This window comes from Sediminihaliea albiluteola, from assembly GCF_014077625.1.
Taxonomy (GTDB): domain Bacteria; phylum Pseudomonadota; class Gammaproteobacteria; order Pseudomonadales; family Halieaceae; genus Sediminihaliea; species Sediminihaliea albiluteola.
In genome coordinates, this window is sequence record NZ_JACFXU010000014.1 from 591,633 (window position 1) to 609,056 (window position 17,424).

16 protein-coding genes are annotated in these 17,424 nt (G+C 50.5%); 5 read left to right on the forward strand and 11 right to left on the reverse strand.

Translation table 11 applies throughout. The annotated features are described in order from the left end of the window. The first annotated feature begins 139 nt into the window (after window positions 1-139). A complete protein-coding gene (locus H2508_RS09565; RefSeq protein WP_182172413.1) occupies window positions 140-946 on the forward strand; it encodes an enoyl-CoA hydratase/isomerase family protein in 807 nt (268 codons plus the stop codon). Between the two features lie 53 nt (window positions 947-999). Here the strand turns inward: H2508_RS09565 and H2508_RS09570 are convergent, their stop codons facing one another. The 4 genes from H2508_RS09570 to H2508_RS09585 all read right to left on the reverse strand — a co-directional run bounded on the left by H2508_RS09570 (window position 1,000) and on the right by H2508_RS09585 (window position 5,086). Next, the gene (locus tag H2508_RS09570; protein WP_182172416.1) at window positions 1,000-2,019 is read right to left on the reverse strand and encodes a TIGR03617 family F420-dependent LLM class oxidoreductase; all 1,020 of its coding nucleotides are present in this window, start codon (window positions 2,017-2,019) and stop codon (window positions 1,000-1,002) included. Window positions 2,020-2,134: 115 nt separating this feature from the next. Then, window positions 2,135-2,872, reverse strand: a complete 738-nt coding sequence (locus H2508_RS09575) for an SDR family oxidoreductase (RefSeq protein ID WP_182172419.1) — start codon at window positions 2,870-2,872, stop codon at window positions 2,135-2,137. A gap of 139 nt (window positions 2,873-3,011) precedes the next feature. Beyond that, window positions 3,012-4,193, reverse strand: a complete 1,182-nt coding sequence (locus H2508_RS09580; protein WP_182172422.1) for a N(5)-(carboxyethyl)ornithine synthase — start codon at window positions 4,191-4,193, stop codon at window positions 3,012-3,014. A 401-nt stretch (window positions 4,194-4,594) separates the two neighbouring features. Next, window positions 4,595-5,086: a nuclear transport factor 2 family protein gene (locus tag H2508_RS09585; protein ID WP_182172425.1), complete on the reverse strand. Its 492-nt coding sequence runs from the start codon at window positions 5,084-5,086 to the stop codon at window positions 4,595-4,597. A 244-nt stretch (window positions 5,087-5,330) separates the two neighbouring features. Between H2508_RS09585 and H2508_RS09590 the strand changes: the two genes are divergently transcribed. From H2508_RS09590 to H2508_RS09600, 3 genes are read left to right on the forward strand one after another with little or no spacing between them, the layout of a single operon-like run. Further along, on the forward strand, window positions 5,331-6,677 hold the full coding sequence (locus H2508_RS09590) for a spinster family MFS transporter (RefSeq protein ID WP_182172428.1): 1,347 nt from the start codon (window positions 5,331-5,333) through the stop codon (window positions 6,675-6,677). Window positions 6,678-6,709: 32 nt separating this feature from the next. Beyond that, on the forward strand, window positions 6,710-8,995 hold the full coding sequence (locus H2508_RS09595) for a TonB-dependent receptor (protein WP_182172432.1): 2,286 nt from the start codon (window positions 6,710-6,712) through the stop codon (window positions 8,993-8,995). A 49-nt stretch (window positions 8,996-9,044) separates the two neighbouring features. Beyond that, window positions 9,045-9,998 carry a LysR family transcriptional regulator gene (locus H2508_RS09600; protein ID WP_182172435.1) on the forward strand — a complete coding sequence of 318 codons (954 nt, stop codon included), beginning with the start codon at window positions 9,045-9,047 and terminating at the stop codon, window positions 9,996-9,998. 29 nt (window positions 9,999-10,027) lie between these two features. Here the strand turns inward: H2508_RS09600 and H2508_RS09605 are convergent, their stop codons facing one another. The 7 genes from H2508_RS09605 to H2508_RS09635 form a co-directional block, all read right to left on the reverse strand. Further along, window positions 10,028-10,936, reverse strand: a complete 909-nt coding sequence (locus tag H2508_RS09605; protein WP_182172438.1) for a TIGR03619 family F420-dependent LLM class oxidoreductase — start codon at window positions 10,934-10,936, stop codon at window positions 10,028-10,030. A 153-nt stretch (window positions 10,937-11,089) separates the two neighbouring features. Beyond that, window positions 11,090-11,473, reverse strand: a complete 384-nt coding sequence (locus H2508_RS09610) for a VOC family protein (RefSeq protein WP_182172441.1) — start codon at window positions 11,471-11,473, stop codon at window positions 11,090-11,092. A 1-nt stretch (window position 11,474) separates the two neighbouring features. Then, window positions 11,475-12,341 (reverse strand): SDR family NAD(P)-dependent oxidoreductase, encoded by an 867-nt coding sequence (locus H2508_RS09615; RefSeq protein ID WP_182172443.1) that lies wholly within the window; start codon window positions 12,339-12,341, stop codon window positions 11,475-11,477. After that, a complete protein-coding gene (locus H2508_RS09620; protein WP_182172446.1) occupies window positions 12,334-13,158 on the reverse strand; it encodes an acetoacetate decarboxylase family protein in 825 nt (274 codons plus the stop codon). Before H2508_RS09620 ends, H2508_RS09615 begins: the two co-directional genes overlap by 8 nt. Window positions 13,159-13,190: 32 nt before the next feature. After that, window positions 13,191-14,207 (reverse strand): Rieske 2Fe-2S domain-containing protein, encoded by a 1,017-nt coding sequence (locus tag H2508_RS09625; protein ID WP_182172449.1) that lies wholly within the window; start codon window positions 14,205-14,207, stop codon window positions 13,191-13,193. Between the two features lie 14 nt (window positions 14,208-14,221). Then, complete coding sequence (locus H2508_RS09630; protein WP_182172452.1) at window positions 14,222-15,403, reverse strand: amidohydrolase family protein; 1,182 nt, start codon at window positions 15,401-15,403, stop codon at window positions 14,222-14,224. A gap of 93 nt (window positions 15,404-15,496) precedes the next feature. Next, window positions 15,497-16,294: an SDR family NAD(P)-dependent oxidoreductase gene (locus H2508_RS09635; RefSeq protein WP_182172455.1), complete on the reverse strand. Its 798-nt coding sequence runs from the start codon at window positions 16,292-16,294 to the stop codon at window positions 15,497-15,499. 227 nt (window positions 16,295-16,521) lie between these two features. On the opposite strand from H2508_RS09635, the gene H2508_RS09640 reads away from it, so the two are divergent. Continuing rightward, a complete protein-coding gene (locus tag H2508_RS09640; protein ID WP_182172458.1) occupies window positions 16,522-17,400 on the forward strand; it encodes an alpha/beta hydrolase in 879 nt (292 codons plus the stop codon). The last annotated feature ends 24 nt before the right edge of the window (window positions 17,401-17,424 follow it).

Below are 17,424 nucleotides of genomic sequence, written 5' to 3' on the forward strand. Positions count from 1 at the left end.
AAAACAGCTCACTAGTGTATAGGCGGCCGATTAACTCTCAATGCTAACTGAACTACGGCAGCACATTTCTACTTTGTTTTTGTTGGTATTATCCTCTGCCAATATTCCTCAACAATAAACACTCTTAAGGGAACATTATATGGGATATAAAAATATTAATTTTGACATCATGCAAGGGATTGCGGTGATCACATTGAATCGTCCCGAACAGCTCAATACTTTCAGCGCTGACATGTTGGCAGAACTTAGCAGCCTCTATCGACACTGCGACGAAAGCGATGAGGTGCGCGTTGTCATTCTAACAGGAAAGGGCAAAGCTTTTTGTGCTGGCGCGGACTTGAGTGCTGACAGCAAAGCATTTGACGCCAAAGCACATGATAACTTTTCCTCCTGCCCTAGCAGTATGCAGCCTTGGGAAATTCGCAAACCGGTGATTGCTGCCTGTAACGGCCATGCGATAGGAGTTGGGCTTACACTGGCACTGCAATGTGACTTACGCATTTTTGCCAAGCAAGGTAAATATGCCTTACAGCAAACTCGCTTAGGCGTTGTCGCCGATAATGCAGTGGAGTACTTACTGCCGCGCTTAGTGGGCTTTGAGCGAGCCTTTGAACTCCTCGTGCGCGGCAATCGCCTCAATGGTGAGGAGGCTGTCGAGTGGGGCTTAGCGAGTCGCTCGCTCCCAGCCGATGAGGTTTTAAGCGGCGCGATGGAAATCGCTCAGGACATGGTGACAAATTGCTCACCCACTGTCATGGCTATGCACAAGCGCTTATTGTGGCGTGGCCTAGATATGTCACTAAAGAACTTCGTTGAGCTTGAAACTCAGGCCCTCCGCCACAGCATGCAGCTCAGCGATGCTGTCGAAGGCAGTACAGCGTGGATGGATAAGCGCGCCCCCAGATGGAGCTCTGAGATCAATCAGCGCTGGCCTGACTTTCTGTAATCACCGTGCCAAGTGCCAGACTCTAGCACTGGCACTTTGCTCGCACAGCTTTTTTAGGCTTTAGCTAGAGTCGACTTGATCGAGCTCAGCAAAGCTATCAGCAATTCGGTATCCGGCGCATAAACAACCGGGCTAATCCGGTCGAACAGACCGTGACAACGCTGCACTAACTGGGCTGCCACCTCATCGGGTTTGCCCACTACTGCAAAGGTCGTCAGCACCTCATCGTTAATTTTGGCTGCCATCTCCGCCCACTTGCCGGCTTTTGACAGTGCTGTCATCTCCGGCTGCAAGCCCTCCCAACCATGCGCCTCTAACACTGGCAGGTAGGCTGGTGTGGACGCGTAGAAAGCTATCTGACTCCGCGCTGAGAAAATGGCAGCCTGCAAAGCCTCATCGCTTAATCCAGTAGCAGTGATCACTTGAGCAGAAAGCTCTAAATCCGCCATGCTCTTGTCTGCTTTGTCCAACCCGCGCTGTAAGGCCGGCATAGAAATCGCATCAATGGAGGTCGTGCTATGGAAGGGGTGGATAAAATAGCCATCAGCCACCTCGGCCGCCACCTCGGTCATTCTCGGCCCCACTCCGGCAACAAATATTTTGGGCCTGGGAAGCTCACTGGCAGCTGGACTAAAAGTGGGCGACATCAAACTGTGTTGATAAAACTCACCCTTAAAGTTCAAACGCTCACCACTATCCCAGCTATGCCAAATAGCCCTAATTGCCTGCACCATCTCGCGCATACGCGCCGCAGGTTTTGACCAAGGCATGCTGTAGCGACGCTCAATGTGGGCTTTAACTTGCGAACCTAGGCCGAGAATAAATCGCCCTTGAGATAACTGCTGTAGATCATTCGCTAGATAAGCTAGGCTCATCGGATTACGGGCGAATGCCACAGCAATCGAGGTCATTAAGTCCATGCGCTGACTTTTCATCGCAGCAACTGAGATCCCAATAAAAGGGTCGCTCTGCCCTTCAAAAGCATAAGCCCCATCAAAACCTGCTTTTTCCAACTCAGGGGCTATTTCAGCAATCTTTACTGGGTCGAACATCAAGGAAGTATCAATCTTCATAGCAGAGCCTATTAATAGTTTGCCTATATGTCCGAGCCCCACCCGCAACAAAGCTCAATAATCAGTCATGTGACATTAAAGCAGCAGCGGCCAGCAAGGTTGCAGGCCCTAGAGCTCAAACAATACTCGTACCACCACTCACAGAGATGTTTTCACCGGTAATCCAACGACAGTCATCCGAGACGAGTGCTGCAATGGCATCGGCAATATCTTCTGGCTCTCCGCATCGCTGCATTGCTGCTGCCTTAGCACCGTACTGTCGGAGCTTTTCCGGGTTACCACCTTCCAACATAGGCGTATCCGTCATACCAGGAGACACCACATTCACCGCTATACCTCGGGGCCCCAGTTCGCGAGCCAATACCTTAGTAAAGCCCTCAACAGCAATTTTACTCGCGGTATACAAAGCCTGACCTGAAGCATTTGACTTGGTGGCACCAGTGGACACATTAATAATGCGGCCAGAGTCCTCCATAACACGAGCGGCTTCCCGGCACATCATGAAGGTGCCGCGGGTATTAATATTAAAAATATAATCGTATTCCTCCATGGAAATATCCTGAAAGGGCTTTAGGTGACCAATACCGGCGTTATTGACAACAACATCTACGCGGCCGTATTGCTCTTTTACTACTTCAAACAGCTTGATCACTTCTGATTCCACAGAGATGTCTGCTTGCATAGCGCAGGCCTTTCCACCGCGATCAACAATGGCTTTAACCGTGTTGTTAGCGCCGTCAGCCGAACGCGAATAAACAACGACAACAGCGTACTCATCCGCGAGACGTTTGCTAGTGGCCTGACCGATACCCGTCCCCCCGCCAGTAACGATGGCGACTCTTGCTCCTTTCATGGTAGTTCCTTACATCTGCTATATAGCGTCAATTCTAAAACATCATAATAAGCTAGATCGATACGCAAATCTTTCCATCGCAAGTCGCAGCATTAATAATCTCTGGGAACGCCAGTTAACTCTGTATGAACAACAGATATCAGGCAGGTACCAAACTCGATGCAGAGGTGTTAGCTAGATTAAGAGAGTGATGGGGATAATGCACTTGTCGTTTTTGAAACGACAATATCGCTTGGTTTTGAATCACGCCACGATCAATGTTAATGGCTTTTCGTATAGTTTCATTTTGCTGCCAGGCATCACGACCAGCTAGTACAGCGGGCAAATACATAATGAGTGCAGCGGAGATTGAGCGGGTGGCGCTTTCCCAAAGATAACTGGGCGTATGATCCACGGCATAATAATTAATGCTTTTATATTTAAACATAGGCGCTTCAAAGGTAGTTGGTTTGGCAAAAAAGAAACCCATACCTTCGTCGCAACTTACATCAATAATTAAGCTATTCGGCTTTAGAAACTCGCTTTCCGCTTTCGTCACGAAATCAATTGGCGCATCTGTTTCTTGAAAGGTTCCATTCACGATAATGTCCGATTCGCTAATTAACTCAGTTAAAGGGCGGACACTGCCGTCGTGCTCCACTACCACCATACGAGCCTCCCCGTCTGCACCGGGTCGAACCTTGACGTAGTGACAATCGAGTACCTCCTCGCGAACTTCATGATCGGGACGCTGAATACAGATAGTGATATCTCTAAAGCCGTGGGCTTTGAGAGCGTATATAGCACCACGACTTACAGCACCAAAACTAAAAATGATTGTCTTGCGCTGATTGCCGTAATGCCCATCTATACCAACAAGCTGCAGAGCATGCAGCACTGCACAATAGCCCGCCATCTCATTGTTTTTATAAAAGGTATGCCGCCCTATGTGGCCACTCGGGCCCCACACAAACATATCTTCAAAGGCTATTAAGGTCTGCTTACGATCCAGTGCAACTTGGGTAAGATCCCTTTGTTGTACACAATGGACATAACCCCAGAGTGTCCCACCTTCTTTAAGTTCCTGCAGATCAGCCAGCACTGGCTTGCAAATGATCACCGTCCCCAGCTCTGTCAGTAATTCGTGACGCGTCGCAATGCCGCCAGTTTGTTCCGCAATCTCTTCGTCTGTGATATTAAAGGCTGCTCCGTAGCCCTCTTCAAATATGAGTTGCCGGCGAGTGGCTTCAGGTATACGAAGCAAGTGCTCAGGGTGGATAGGAAAGCGCCGTTCATCTTGCTTTCTTGAAGTTCCAATGACACCGATTAAAAATTTATTCATATTGCTTCCTTAATTGTCAGAAAAGTTCATGCGAATGAGTGCATCACCGACGAACCAGTGCCGGTGATGCATACGCGTTTGATGCCTAATCTGCAGCAAGGAGCTCAGAGTCGCTGTAAATAAAGCGCGGTAAAATGGCTTAAGTGCCAAGACTGTAGTCACAGTTCATAGGAGCATAATGAAATGCAGCTCAACAGAAGACTGAATGCCCCCTCGATGCTTTTGACTGTAATATTTGAGGTGAATGAAACAGCGGCTGAGGAATAGAAAGGGGCGTTATGTTTAACGCCACCCATGTTGCAGCTGGCAATAGACTATATACCTACTAGCGTCCTTTAGCTCTCTTTATATGACTAGCTATTGATTACTGTTCGAAAGGCTAGCCTGGGACCTAAATCTACTCACTTAGGCCTTAAGAGAAAGCCTTCCGACATCTCGACATTAATCCTAGTTAACTTGCGGTAGCAGATAAGCCAAGTGCCATTCACCTTCCGGTATCTTTCGTGATAGTGGCCGTAACCATGTAGGTACTCACGAGTTTCACCGTTTTGCCACCATAAATGATCCTCCATAGGCCAGATCGCGCTAGCAGTTTCAGCTGAACTGAACTCAATTTCGGGCTGATGAAGATGATGGCAGGAGGTCATTGGCGCCGGTCCCTCCATGATATTTTTGATGGCTTCGGTGAGCGCCTCTGGTCCAACTACCCGATTCCTATGGCCATCCGTGACCGGCTGCTGATCTGGAGGTGCATCTCCGTAAGATTCGGAGTAGGCATCTTCAGTGTGTACACTGCCATAATGCTCCCATTGCTTAAGGTCCATGTAGCGCACACGCCGCGACGACAGCATTTTAATTTCTTCTATCGCGGCAAGCTTTTCAACTAATTCCAACTATCTTCCCCCCTGTGCTGTACTCAGCACTAATAATTATGATTTAAATAGGCTTTACTGCTTCGTTTCATTAGCCGGCTTGGATAAGCAATCCCTTGCCCTACTCCATGCTAAATGAAAGCCAAAGCAGCATTGAGACTCCGCGGGAAACAATCAAGTTCCAACAAGGTATATATCACTACTTTGCTTGCCGGTAGATTCCTCCCTATTAATGAAAAATAATTAACTGTTAGTAAGGGAAGTGATGTCTTCAGGCCAGCCTTATCCACCTTCATCGACAGCATGGTATGTTGTGGGCATCTTATTGCTCGCTAACACCTTTTCAGCGATTGATCGTCAAATACTGACCCTACTCGTTGGTCCAGTCCGGGCAGACCTCGGCCTTTCCGACTTTGAAATCAGTCTCCTGCAAGGCTTAGCATTTTCGCTCCTCTTCGCTTTTGTAGGGATCCCCATAGCCCGACTATCCGATGTGCGCAATCGAAGAGTCATCATTGCTTGTGGCATCAGCTTTTGGTGCCTAATGACCGCAGCCTGCGGTCTGTCTAAAAACTTCTTTCAATTATTTCTCGCTAGAATGGGCGTTGGTGTAGGTGAAGCCTCCCTAAGCCCCGCCGCCGCCTCGCTGATCTCAGACAGCTTCTCACCCGAAAAAAGAGCTATGGCCTTCAGCGTCTATCACTTGGGTTACCCTATTGGTGGTGGCTTGGCTCTAATTATTGGCGGCTTAGTTCTGCAAATGCTCGATGGCATTGACCATGTGAACCTCGGCATACTCGGCGATTTCCGCTCTTGGCAACTCGCCTTTATTATTGTCGGCCTGCCAGGCTTATTAATCGCCGGCTTGATGTTCACCTTCCGCGAACCTCCCAGGCAGCAACGCATTCACTCCGCCGCCAACCAGAGCGTACCTCTGCGCGTGATATGGATGCATGTCCGCGAGCGCTGGCAAGCCTATGGGGCACATCTTTCAGCCGTCGCTTTTCTCGGCATGCTGGCAATGGGAACCGCCATCTGGTACCCGACCTTCTTAATGCGCACCTACGGCTTCTCCGCCAGTAATGCGGGCTATTCCTATGGGCTGGTCATGGGTATCTGCGGCGTCGCCGGTATCCTGTCTGGGGGCTGGCTGAGTGGGCGTTTTGCGCGCAAGGGCCATGTCGATGCCAATATGCGCGTCATGTTGATCGCCGCGGCGCTTAAAACAATCCCCCTAATTATCGGCCCGCTTATGCCCACAGCTTTTTTGGCTCTACTGTGCATGTCGATAGCCACTTATCTCGGCCAGGTGTCCGTCGGCGTTACCACCGCGGCACTGATTGAAATCACCCCCAATGAAATGCGCGCGCAACTACTTTCTATCATGCTGTTCATGGTCAATATTCTTGGCTTGGCCCTTGGCGCCTCGGTAATCGCAGCACTGACTGACTTTGTCTTCGGCTACGACGATGCATTGCGCTACTCCATCTCATTAGCTTCAGCAATTATCGCCCCGACTATCGTAATTATTCTGTGGCGAGGCCTGCGTCACTACCGGTCGTGCGCCGAAGAAGCGCGCACCTGGACCGCAATCCCGGCAGCAGTTAACTAATAAATTTAATGACGTGTGATAAGGAGAAAATCATGCAACGACAAAAGCTCTATCAAGCTATAAGCGTAGCAATTGGTGGCACTCTCATGGCGCCACTTTTTGCTATTCCTGCTCTCGCGCAATCATCGGCACTAGAAGAGATTGTAGTAACCGCTCAAATGCGCGAGCAAAGTTTGCAAGACACCCCCATCTCGGTCACCGCACTTCGCGGCGACGCACTGCTTGAACTCGGTGCCACCGACGTCAGTGGCGTGTCTGACTTCACTCCAGGGCTCCTAGTTACTCCGACCATTGGTGGCTCAGTCAACGCCGGTATCGCCATCCGCGGTGCCGTTAACAACAGTAATAACCTGAGCCGTGATAATGCTGTGGGCATGTACTTAAATGGCGTGCCCATTTCTAAAACCTCTGGTGCTATTTTTGACGCCGTCGATTTAGAGCGAGTGGAAGTACTGCGTGGCCCCCAAGGTACGCTGTATGGCAAAAACACCATTGGCGGTGCGATCAACTTAGTCACCAAAAAGCCCGCTGGCGAATTTGGCGGCAAGCTAAGCGTGGGCTTGGGTAATGCCAGCCTAGTCGAAACACGGGGCTCAATCGACACTCCCACCTTTGGCTCAATGGATGAAGGACTGGGCGAGTTTAGCGCTCGAGCATCAGGTTTCTACCGCGAGCGCGACGGCTTCTACAAGAACACACACCCTTCGGGTGAAGATTTTGACAACCGCGACCAGTGGGGCCTGCGTATTGACGCTGACTGGCGCATCAGTGATCAATTCAATATTCAATACGGCTACGACCGTTTCGAAGCTGACCAGCGCCCACCGATGCTTGCGCTTACCAACTCGGATACCTTTGCCTATGTGATTCCCCCGCTGTATCCCCTGGTTGACGCAGCGACACGCAAAGGCCGCCCGAGCTCAATTGCCAACGACAACGCCATAACCAGTGAGGTTGAAGTTGAAGGCCATACGCTGACTCTTAGCTATGACCTACCCGACACTAGGCTAGGTGACCTGACTTTAAAATCAATCACTGGGTACAGAGACCTGCATACCCTTAGCATGAGTGATTTTGATGGCACAGCTTTGGACTTATTCCGTTTCACAATCGAAAATGATTTCGATCAGTGGACCCAAGAGTTCCAGTTACTTGGCTCTACCGAGCGCACTGAGTATGTACTGGGTCTGTTTTACTATGAAGATGAGTGGTACACCGACAACCCTCGCTGGCAGTTCCAGTTTGGCGGCGACAGCTTCAACGTTAGCCAGCGCGGCGCCAAGGATACTTCAGTAGCGGCCTTTGGTCAGATGAGCTGGACTCCCAACATGCTCAACGACCGCATGGAAATTACTGTCGGTGCGCGCTGGACCGAGGAAAAGAAAGACGCCTATAACCTTGCTGTCAATAGGGATGTCTATAATGAGAACCCGGCTGATGCCAGCGGTGGTGTCTATGTCCGCAATCCAGGCGGAAGCCCCATCTTCGACCCCAGGGGCAACTTGATCCCAATAAAAACTGACGACACTTGGAGTGAGTTCACTCCGATGGCCACGGTTGCTTGGCGCTTTACTGACGACATTAATGGTTACGCTAAGATCGCCACCGGCTTCAAAAGTGGCGGCTTTAATGGCGTAGCGGCAACTAACGCTTCCTTCCTCACGCCTTTTGATCCAGAAACCATGACCACTTACGAGATCGGTCTGAAATCACGTCTGCTGGATCAGCGCGTGCAACTGAACATGTCGGCCTTCTATAACGACTACGAAGACTTCCAGGCCAACCGCTTTGTCGAGGAAGTCCTAGGTATTGCTATCGTTAACGCAGGTACTGCTAACATGCAGGGTGTCGAGATCGAGCTAACGGCACGGGCCACACCTAATTTGGACCTAATCCTTAACTACTCCTACCTCGACAGCTCCTATGACAAGTTCATCGGCGATGATGGAACGGACGTATCCAGCGAGCGTTATCTGGCCTATGCACCAGAGAACACTGTCTTTGCTTCGCTGAAGTACACCTTTGATCCATTCAGCTTCGGTACCTTGTCAATGCGCGCCGATTACGCCTGGACTGACGATTATTACGTTTTAATAGAGGATGACCCCACTACTAACGTCGATTCCTATGGCCTACTCAACGCTAGGATTGACTTAAGTGCCATTCCTGCTGGCGATGGAGAGCTGCGTATATCAGCTTGGGGCCGCAACCTCACCGATGAGGAGTACTGGACCTCCGCACTTAACTTGACCGTATTTACGGTCAACCAGTGGGCGGACCCTCGTAGCTACGGTATTGAGTTCGCGTATCAGTTCTGATGCGCGGACCCGATCTATTGCAACAACAAGAGCAAGTGCATTAGCCTGTATGAATAGTAATTCAAGTACAGGCAAAAGCATGGGGCGCTGGGACGGTATTGATGAGTTTTTGGAGGTGGTGGAGCTCGGCAGCTTCACCGCTGCCGCTGAAGCAATGGGCGTCTCCAAATCCTACATTAGTAAGCAGGTGAGCCGACTTGAAGATCGCTTACAAGTCCGCCTCCTACAACGCACCACCCGGCGCCTTACTCTCACTGAAATTGGCGAAATATTTTTTCGACAGTGCCAAATCATGTCAGAGCAATATGATTTGGCAGAGTCGGCCTTGTCTGAGTTGCAGCAGCAACCCAAGGGAACGCTCAAGCTCGCTATCAATAGCCGCTACGGCGTAGAGCATATGGCCGGCATCGTCGCGGCCTTTTCAAGGCAGTACCCCGAGCTCTCAGTTGAAGTGCATTCGAGCTTTCTTGAGGTCGATATCATCGCCGATGGCTACGATCTCGCCATTCGCTATGGCAAGTTGGAAGACTCCAGTTTAATTGCACGCAAGCTAGGCTCCTATTCTCTTAGCCTCTGTGCCGCGCCCTCTTACTGGGAAACTTATGGTTACCCAAACTCGATAGCTGACTTGCAGCACCACAACTGCCTCTCCACTTCAGATCGGCACTGGAACTTTAATACCCCCTCGGGCAGAGACACTTTACGGGTGAAAATCGCCGGCAATTGGCTCAGTGAAGATGGCGCGACGATTTTAGCAGCGGCCAAAGCCGGCATCGGCATGGCACAGCTACCTGATTTTTATATTCAATCTGCGGTTAAGCGGGGAGAGTTAATAAAGCTCAGCGACCAGCCCTGGAGCCACTACGAACGAGAGACCTGGGCGGTGTATCCAAACAGCCGACACTTATCAGCCAAGGTACGCTTTTTTATGGACTTTATTGCGGGCTATATCAACGATAACTTTAGTCACCGTCGTGATGTTTTTATCGAGCCGCTCCGCTAGGCGAAGCGGCTTTAATTAAGACAAAGTTGCTAAGCGCTAATAAACTCCGGCATGACTTTTTCTTTAAACTCAGTAATTTGATCCACATAGTGCTGCAGAGAATGCGATGCTGCAGAGACACTTAGATGGCTTGCGCCGGCCTTAAGTGAAGCCTCAATACGTCCTTTAACAGCATCAATACCTTCGCCCTTAGTAAGATCTTCAGTCACTTCTAGGCTCAACGATACCTCGAATGGTTTCTGTCGCTGCTGCCACAGCTCGGTCTGCTGAGTTTTTTGCAGCATCTCGCTAACTTGCTCCAGACTCAGGGCAAAGGGCGCCCAACCATCGCCGTCTTCTACTGCTCGTCGCAGTGAGCGCAGCGTTCGCCCGCCTAGCCACAAAGGCAAGTCCTGCTGATCTGCACAGGGGTCGATAATAAAGTCATCGAAATGATAATGCTCGCCATGATACTTGGGCAAACGGCGGCCAAAAGATGCTTTCACCGCCTTCATAGCATCTGAATAACGTGCGCCGCGCTCCTCAAATTCTGCGTTGAGCAGCTCAAACTCTTCTTTCAAGGAACCGACCCCAACACCCATAATCAGGCGCCCCTTGGATAGTTTGTCCATGGTGCCAAAACGCTTAGCAACGGCTAAAGGATGATGGTAGGGCAGTACCGATATGTAGGTTAAAAAACGAATGTTTTCGGTGATCGCTGCCATATAGGAGAAAGTTGCCACTGGGTCGTAATAACGCCCACCACGCACCGCGGCTATTTCTGTGGGTATACCCACATGCTCCGAACAGGTCAGACTGTAGTAGCCCAGCTTTTCTGCCGCTAATGTTACTTGGCGCAACTCATCTACACCCGCATCTGCCTCCCAAGTATCCTTTTTATGGGGTAATAGGATAACAATTGGCGATGCAAGGCCAATTTTCAATTGCGATTTAGACATCAATACTCTCCGCGCGTACTGTAGAAATAGGACAAGTTACAAACTTTACACGCGCTAGTGAAGGACGCCGAGCCAAGAACAAGCCGCGCGATGAAGTTTTGGGGGTTGAGTGAACAGTCCCAAAGCCTCGGCAATGGGACTGCTCAAGAGTGCTTACTGCTGGCGCTCGATCAGCTCTATCAGATAGCCATCTGGATCTTTAATAAAAGCGATCGTTACCGGCCACTCCTCCAAAGCCTTAGGCTCCATCACCGATTCACAGCCAAAGTCGATAGCCTTGCGATATGTTTCCTCAAGGTTGTCGGTGTAGAGGTAGTGCTTCCACAATGCGCCGCCGTGATCGATAGGACCCACTTGATCTTTGCGCTGTGCCAGCTGAATGCTCGCATCAGAACCTTCTGAGCCCAGAACAACTTCACTGGCCTCATCAATCTCGATACGCTGCTGCACGCTCAAGCCAAGGACATCGGCATAGAACTTCTCTGAGCGCTGTAAGTCTGTGACCCTTATGCAGTACTGCCCTAAGCGAACGCCCATTCTACAGATCCCCCAGCATAGGGTTGCTGCGACTTAAAATGCTCTCTGTGCGATCGCGCACTTTTTTGTCATTTTTTTCACTCGCAGGAAGGATCCAGAATTGCTTATTTTTAATGCCTTGAAGGCAGTCTTCTGCAACCTCTTCTGGCTCAGTCAATTGCATATCCTTGATTCCCGAGGCTTTGACCAGATCGGCCATGCTGGTGTAAGCCCCCACTTCTTCGCCATCGCTAAGCTCCGCTGGGCGATTGCGCATGGAGTTAAGGATATTGGTATTCACCACGTGGGGACCAGGGAACAGAATATGCGCCTGCAACTTAGCGCCTTCCATTTGCAGCTGGTAATTCAATACCTCTGTGATACTGGTCACCGCCGCCTTGGTAGAGGCATAGATTGGCGTGGTTGGCATAGAGGTCAAACCGCCATTGCCTGATGAGGTATTCACAATGTGACCAGCCTCACCGTGTTCTAACATCATCGGCACAAAGGCTCGAATGCCATTGGCAATTCCCATGACATTGACGCTGTAACCCCAAGACCAATCATTGGGCGTCAGATCCCAGATTCGGCGCTGGGCTTCTTTGATCCCAACACCGGCGTTATTACACAGGATGTGCACATTACCGTAGAGCTCCTTGCTACGCAGCGCTAATGCAGCCATCGAGTCCGGATCAGTCACATCGGCCTGAACACCAGTAACACTAAGGCCCGCTTCACGCATTTCTGCCGCGGCGGCCTCCAGTGCAGATTGCTCAATATCGGCCATGACGACATTCATCCCCGCTTTGGCGAACACCTCACAGAGACAGCGACCGACACCAGAAGCGCCACCAGTTACTACCGCAGTTTTTCCTTTAAAATCATCCATTGGCAGCAGCCTTTGAGCCAGCCCCATCCAAACGAATACCGATATCTAAGCCATCGTCATAGCGCTGATGGATATGGTCTACCAAATACTCGGGCGGAATTTCAGTCAGTATCTGACCGCTGGTGTTGGTTGCTCCCACAGCGAACTGCATACGCACAATTTTCTCAACAGGCACATCGATCAAAGGATCAAAGGGGCTTTCACGCAGTATCACTTGTGGATTATCGACATCGTGCAATGCAGTGTAGTTGCGCTCCCAGTTGAGTCGGGTCAAAAACACTGGGCCGTCGAAGCCATCTTGGCCATCGATACGTGGCAGCGCTTTATGACAGAAGAAGTACTCAGTGAAAGGATCAGGTTTCACTGACTCAGCTTGAACGGTGCCTGACATTTCTAGGAAGTTGATGCCGTGACGGCCAATAGTCGTCTTAATGTTGTTGCCATCACGCTCCATTGTTGCCACTTCAGCGATTTTCTTCGGCTCGCCAAAGCGCTCACGGCCGCTAATCACCACGAATTCACCTTCCATGGGCATGGCCAATACATAGCAGCCTTCGGTGCCTTCGAAGCTACAGCGCACCCCTACGGTAGCTGCGCCAATAGTCACTGTCTTCGTCTCACTGACATGCATTGACACATTAGCGTGCTGGATAAAAATTTCTGGGCGGCTATGCGGCTGTAGCGGCTTAGGCAGCAGTGCAGCGTGAATAGCGGGATCTGTTTCATACACTACGCGAAGCGATTCTACTGTGCAGTCAAGACCCTTGCGTGGCGGCAGGGTTTTGTTCGGGTCTCTGACATAGCGTAATTTCGACATAATTTATCTCCTAGTATTTATTGTTAGCGGCCTTAAGACTGTTGTGTAGAGGCTAAGACCTGTAATTCTGGGTAGGAATTGCCATCGGGGTAAAACTGTGAGAAATACTTTCTGAACTGCATAATCGGGCCATCGCCGTCACAGAGGATTGGCGAGCGCAAATGGTGCTTGTTGTGCCAAATAGGAATATCGCCTTCTAGGCCGCGCTGCCCGTTGGTGTTGGCAATAGCCTCCTGCATCGCTTTAGCCTTGAATGAGCCCTCTGGAAAACGCTCATGGATATAGGCAAAACGCACATCTACCTGGTCTCTATCAATCGGCGTGACTAGCACCTGCAAGAGGTAGCTCACCAATCCGGACATACGCGTCCACTTTTGACCTGCACCGTTTTGCACCACCTCAACAGAGTACTCCAGCACTTCTTTTTCGCCGGCCTCATTGATCACTGTCCGCGGTCCCTTCACCAGACTGCGGCGTATGTGGCCCTCGTACTTCGTTTCACCCAAAGGCACTGCATCCATTTGGTGGACAAAACGGAAGTGCGCTACGTCCACACCGTTTTCAGCAATTTCTTGCGGATGGGAGTCGAAGCGCCAACTAAAGCGCTGCTCACTACTCCAAGCTGGATCCGAGCACTCCGGTATTTCCAGCACTTCGTAATCTGGTGCAACATCATCGGGGTGATACCAGGCCCAGATCACATTATTGCGCTCACATACCGGGTAAGTTTTCAGACAGGGTTTGCCATCCACCTTGGGTGGGATGCGTTTGGCATAGGGTATGTCGGTAATCACCCCCTGAGTGTTGTATTGCCAGTGGTGAAATGGGCAGCGAATTGACTCGCCAACCACCTCACCACCATGACCTAAGTGGGCACCCAAGTGTGGGCATATCGGATCGGATAGACCCACATCACCACTTTCGGTACGGAACATCACCATGTCGCGGGCAAAATAGCGAACATTCTTCACTTCACCTACCGCTAACTCGTCACTAAAAGCAACGCAGTACCAGCCGATTGGCATAGGTAATGGAATTCGAGTGTTCATATTCGGCCCCCCCTCTAGTTAGCTACAAAGTCAGCTTTAGCCGGCCCAATACGCTCAGCAATAGGATTGAGTTCTCGGTAATCCAAGTCGTAACAATCCACTGCATTGGAGCCCAGAATCTGAGTGATTTCTGTATCGGGCATACCTTTGAAATAGGTCACCAACTTTTCTCTCGTTTTAGGCCAAGAGCCTTCTGGGTGTGGATAGTCCGTTCCCCACATGACATTTTTGATGCCAATTTCATGGCGCACTGCTGTAGAGCCTTCATCAAACAGAGCTGATGCACCAACCCAGCAGTTCCTCTTGAAGTACTCACTCGGTGCCATCGTTAAATTGCTGCGGAAGTCGCCGAGCTTGCCACTGGTATGCTTCACCGATGCGCGGACATCCATCATTTCCAGCAAATGCGGAATCCAAAACTCACTGACTTCTGTGAGTACAAACTTCAGGTTGGGAAATTTCTCAAACACACCACCAAATATGAGGTACCACAGCGGCCGTCCAGCCCACCAAGCAAATTCAGTCAGGTAGACACCCACGGCACCTGGCAAATTAAAATCATAGTCTGGAGATGGACCAGAATGGGTGTGTACCACCATTTTATGTTCCTGACAGAACTCCCAGATCGGATAATATTTGGGGTGGTTGTAAGCGTCGTAATCGCCCATTAAGGCGGGAATCAAAATACCGCGCAGGCCATTGTCATAAGCCCATTTAACTTCTTTGAGGGCCTCGTCTACGTCGTAGAGCATCAACACAATGGCCAAACCAATACGGCGCACTGGATCTTCTTTGCAGAACTCAGCTATCCAACGGTTGTGAGCGCGAGCACCCGCCCACTGCAATTCGGGGTCAACACCCCATGGGCGCAAACCCAAGCCAGCACCAAATGGTGGCGCATTCATTTCGGTAATACCGTCGGGAAATAAGACTTCAGCAGCTACGCCATCGGCATCGATGATTTTATTGCGCATCGCGCCATCCCAAGCACCGGTGAGCTCTTCTTCGATACCTTGGCGCCATTTGTCATTGAAATCTGAGATAAGAAACAACTCTTCAGACTTGCGCGTCATTTCCCGCTGTATGGGCAGCATCTCATCAAATGCTTTAAAATACTTTGACTCTAGGTAATCGCGATAGCCTTCCATAGGCAGGCCAGCGTGACCATCGGTTGATACAATAAGATAGCGATCCATGTCGTAGAACTCCTCTTGATTTTTGTTTAGCGTAGCCGCCAACGTCATGATGAATAAGTAGCTTAATGTGACTTGATTGTTCTCAATGGGTGCCTAATCAATCTTTTGCAGCTCCCGCGCTTGCAGCTGCCCGCGCTGAAACTGGCCCATCTTGTCTATAGCCCGACGCCGCGAGCGTAAATGGCGGTTCTTAAAGGCACTCCAGCAGCTCCGCCAGCCCGGTATAACGCTGGGCTGACGCCCCAAGGCCTTGAAGGCCGCAGCGACAACCTCGCTAGCTTCCATACCAAAGTTGATACGACGGGACTTGGTGGCGCCTGGGGACAGCACCAAAAAATCGATGCCGTAATCTTTAAACTCGTAGTAAAGAGCCTCGCCGAGACTTAATTGAAATGCTTTGCATGAGCTATATTCCGCCATAAAGGGCATAGTGACGTGGCCGGTAATAGAGCTCACTTGTATGATTGCTCCCTTGCCTCGAGCCTTCATTCGCTCGCCAAAATGTCTAATTAATTGAGCCTGCACCAGCGTGTTTACACGCAAACTTTCCTCAAAATCCTGGGCTGTTCGCTCAAAAAAGCGGCCGTGATAACTCGGCGATCCCGCATTGCTCACCAAAAAGCTAATATCTAGATCTGTCGTGGCAGCATCGACAAGTGTCAACAGTTCAGGCTGCGCCAAGTCACAGGCAAGATAGCGGGTCTTTATTCCCCACTTATCTGTGAGCTCTTGTCCCAGCTGTTTTAAATCTGCCTCCGTGCGGGACAGCAAAAAAAGGTTATAAGCGCTGGCAGCGAAGTGATCGCAGAAAGCTCGCCCAATCCCTGCCGTGCTACCTGTTACTAAGGCCCAGGGACCGCCTGAATTATGATTAGACGAGTGCAAAGACATAGCCGCGCTCCCTCTCGCTTTTCTTAATGGCTTAATTATTATCTGTCTGCCATTGTGTCATGCGCGCCACAATACTTTGCCCCCTATTTGTGAAACATCTGTTTACCGCTGGGCACTAATTAGCACTGTAGTGCTTAGTAATGGCTGTTGATTACACTGCCAAAAGCGAGTTTGCATTTCTCAAGTTTTCACTGCGCAAGCTACAACAACTGTCGGAACTTATCCCTATGCCAAGCGACATATACCAATCAATAGCAGCATCACTAGATGGTCAACTCACACTGCCAAGCGACGATCTAACTACCGCCCGAAACAAAATGAACGCCCTACACTACCGTCCACTGGCAGCGGGCACTACTGTTGAGTGGCGGGACTTCAAGGGCAGTAGTTACGCCATTGTCAGCTCAGCCTCGCTCACTGAGCCCCATCGTTATCTGCTCTATATACACGGCGGCGCCTTTATCGCCGGTGATGGTGAGGGCTTTCTGTTTTACGCTGAAATGCTATCGGAGCACTTTAATGCCACCGTGGCCTTAGTCGATTATCGCTTAGCTCCTGAGCACCGTTTCCCCGCCGCCTTAAATGATTGCTGTAGGGTTTATCAGGCCCTGCTTGAGCAAGGCGTTCCCGCCAAGTCTATTGGCTTTATTGGTGACTCCTGTGGCGGGGGTTTGGTACTAAGTAGTTTATTTAAGTTGCGCGATGAGGGTGCCGACCTGCCCAGCTGTGGGCTAAGCCTTTGCGGCTGGCTAGACTTGGCAAGCGACTCACCAGACAAAGACCCACTCTACGATCAAGGCTACACCCACCGCCGCGGTCTGGACTACGCTGGTGATGCCGACTTAACACAGGCCTATATTTCGCCACTCTACGGCGAACTCGACAAGCTTCCGCCCCTGTTGCTTCAAGTTGGCGAAAGCGACCCAACCAGAAAGCATGCTGAAGCACTGCTGGCCAAGGCAAAGGCTGCAAAGCAGGCTGTCAGCCTAGAGCTCAGCACTCATATGCCGCACGGTTTTCATGGCTTTGCTGCAATGGGCATGCCGGAATCGCTGCAAGCATTACAGCGAGCCCGACACTTCTACGACAGCTGTTTAAAGCACTGAGCTAGCTCAGTTTCGCTCTCAACC

Excerpts from the sequence above, each read along its gene's own strand:
- H2508_RS09565 (WP_182172413.1), top strand. The coding sequence starts at position 140 with ATGGGATATAAAAATATTAATTTTGACATCATGCAAGGGATTGCGGTG.
- H2508_RS09570 (WP_182172416.1), bottom strand. The coding sequence starts at position 2,019 with ATGAAGATTGATACTTCCTTGATGTTCGACCCAGTAAAGATTGCTGAA.
- H2508_RS09575 (WP_182172419.1), bottom strand. The coding sequence starts at position 2,872 with ATGAAAGGAGCAAGAGTCGCCATCGTTACTGGCGGGGGGACGGGTATC.
- H2508_RS09580 (WP_182172422.1), bottom strand. The coding sequence starts at position 4,193 with ATGAATAAATTTTTAATCGGTGTCATTGGAACTTCAAGAAAGCAAGAT.
- H2508_RS09590 (WP_182172428.1), top strand. The coding sequence starts at position 5,331 with ATGTCTTCAGGCCAGCCTTATCCACCTTCATCGACAGCATGGTATGTT.
- H2508_RS09595 (WP_182172432.1), top strand. The coding sequence starts at position 6,710 with ATGCAACGACAAAAGCTCTATCAAGCTATAAGCGTAGCAATTGGTGGC.
- H2508_RS09600 (WP_182172435.1), top strand. The coding sequence starts at position 9,045 with ATGAATAGTAATTCAAGTACAGGCAAAAGCATGGGGCGCTGGGACGGT.
- H2508_RS09605 (WP_182172438.1), bottom strand. The coding sequence starts at position 10,936 with ATGTCTAAATCGCAATTGAAAATTGGCCTTGCATCGCCAATTGTTATC.
- H2508_RS09610 (WP_182172441.1), bottom strand. The coding sequence starts at position 11,473 with ATGGGCGTTCGCTTAGGGCAGTACTGCATAAGGGTCACAGACTTACAG.
- H2508_RS09615 (WP_182172443.1), bottom strand. The coding sequence starts at position 12,341 with ATGGATGATTTTAAAGGAAAAACTGCGGTAGTAACTGGTGGCGCTTCT.
- H2508_RS09620 (WP_182172446.1), bottom strand. The coding sequence starts at position 13,158 with ATGTCGAAATTACGCTATGTCAGAGACCCGAACAAAACCCTGCCGCCA.
- H2508_RS09625 (WP_182172449.1), bottom strand. The coding sequence starts at position 14,207 with ATGAACACTCGAATTCCATTACCTATGCCAATCGGCTGGTACTGCGTT.
- H2508_RS09630 (WP_182172452.1), bottom strand. The coding sequence starts at position 15,403 with ATGGATCGCTATCTTATTGTATCAACCGATGGTCACGCTGGCCTGCCT.
- H2508_RS09635 (WP_182172455.1), bottom strand. The coding sequence starts at position 16,294 with ATGTCTTTGCACTCGTCTAATCATAATTCAGGCGGTCCCTGGGCCTTA.
- H2508_RS09640 (WP_182172458.1), top strand. The coding sequence starts at position 16,522 with ATGCCAAGCGACATATACCAATCAATAGCAGCATCACTAGATGGTCAA.